The 1,545-nt window shown below is 51.8% G+C and carries 3 protein-coding genes; 1 reads left to right on the top strand and 2 read right to left on the bottom strand.

The features are described from left to right. Positions 1-945, top strand: coding sequence for a Bro-N domain-containing protein (locus B5F53_RS19475; RefSeq protein ID WP_330396253.1), 945 nt, complete (start codon positions 1-3; stop codon positions 943-945). A 189-nt stretch (positions 946-1,134) separates the two neighbouring features. Here the strand turns inward: B5F53_RS19475 and B5F53_RS19470 are convergent, their stop codons facing one another. Then, positions 1,135-1,374 (bottom strand): helix-turn-helix domain-containing protein, encoded by a 240-nt coding sequence (locus B5F53_RS19470; protein ID WP_076778906.1) that lies wholly within the window; start codon positions 1,372-1,374, stop codon positions 1,135-1,137. Continuing rightward, positions 1,371-1,545, bottom strand: a 175-nt coding sequence (locus tag B5F53_RS19465; protein WP_275532214.1) for a sigma factor-like helix-turn-helix DNA-binding protein, incomplete at its 5' end; no start/stop codon positions are given. The genes B5F53_RS19470 and B5F53_RS19465, both read right to left, overlap by 4 nt.

Here is a 1,545-nt window from a genome sequence, read left to right as displayed (position 1 = left end):
ATGCCAGCGAAAGAGAGGTACATAGTCATGGGCGAATTGCAGAACAATGACGCTATCCAGTTGTTTGAAGATAAGAAAATCCGTACCGCGTGGGATGAAGAACAGGAAGAATGGTATTTTTCCATTGTGGATGTGATTGCGGTTTTAACCGATCAGAAAACCCCGCGAAGCGCCAGCACTTATTGGGCGGTTTTGAAAAAGCGTCTGAAAGACGAGGGGGCAAATGAACTGCTTACAAATTGTAAGCAGTTGAAAATGACTGCTGCGGACGGCAAAAAGCGTTTGACCGACGTTGCCAACACCGAACAGCTTTTGCGTATCATCCAGTCCATTCCCTCACCAAAGGCCGAACCGTTCAAGGCATGGCTGGCAATGGTGGGCCGGGAGCGTATCGAGGAAACCATTGACCCGGAACAGGCCATTGACCGGGCGCTGGAAACCTATTTGAAGAAAGGCTATTCCGAGGAATGGGTACACCAGCGTCTTTTGGCAATCCGTATCCGCAACGAGCTTACAGACGAGTGGAAACGGCGCGGCGTGGAGAAAGGCAAGGAATACGCTATCTTAACAGACGAGATTTCCCGCGCCTGGTCTGGTATGACGACACGGCAATATAAAAAGCTGAAAGGCTTGAAAAAAGAAAACCTCCGCGACAATATGAGCGATCTGGAACTGGTTTTGACAATGCTTGCGGAGGCAACCACAACGGAGATTTCTAAAACCGTAAAACCAGCTACTTTTTCTGAAAATCAAAAAGTGGCGCAAAAAGGCGGCTCGATTGCCGGGAACACCCGGAAAGAGATTGAAGAAACCACCGGCAAGCCGGTGATTACCGCTCAAAACGCCAATGATTTCCGCCAGCTCGTAACGGATATTGTGGAGGACGCGGCTGCCATTCCAGAGCATACGGAAGAAATGCCTGGGGATGAAAATAAGGACGAATAAAACGAGAACACTCTACGCATTTAGGCCGGTAAAATCCCCGCCATTTCAAGGCTTTTTTGGCATGGTCGGCGGGGAGGCGGGACAGATTATCAAATCCCCGCCAGAACGGTTTTCTAAATGCGTAGGAAAATCCCCCATAAGAAAGCGCCGGACGCGCAGGGCCAGCAGGCCGCCGCGTCCGGCGTTTTCTTATGGGCTGTCCTTTAGGATGGCCCGGATAAGTTTGTTTTGCAAGTGGTGTTTCATGTACTCGTCCACTTGCACATGGGGCAAACCGTCCTTGTCGTAGAGCGTCCGGGTACACAGCTTGTTTATGTAGCTGTCATAATACCGCAGGATTTGGCCCATAGCCAGTATATCACCAGCGCGGGCCGCCTCATACACGGACAACGGCAATAACACCCTGCCGTGAAAAGTCGGCTGCTTCATTCTGGTTCCCTCCCTCCGTCATTCTCTAATTTCTTCCGCAATGCGCCCAGGGCCTTTGTCCTGTGGCGCTGGACGGCGCTGCGTGACATTCCCACAAGGCTGCCGATCTCGCCGTCTGCCAGCGCCGGGACACAATGCAGAATTAAAATCTGCTGCTCCTGCTCCGGGAGG

It is taken from the genome of Blautia sp. An249 (assembly GCF_002159835.1).
Classification (GTDB): domain Bacteria; phylum Bacillota; class Clostridia; order Lachnospirales; family Lachnospiraceae; genus Blautia_A; species Blautia_A avistercoris.
This window is presented reverse-complemented; position numbering and strand designations above follow the sequence as displayed.

Bases quoted from the DNA above. Each gene is read 5' to 3' on its own strand.
- B5F53_RS19475 (WP_330396253.1), top strand. From the start codon at position 1: ATGCCAGCGAAAGAGAGGTACATAGTCATGGGCGAATTGCAGAACAAT.
- B5F53_RS19470 (WP_076778906.1), bottom strand. From the start codon at position 1,374: ATGAAGCAGCCGACTTTTCACGGCAGGGTGTTATTGCCGTTGTCCGTG.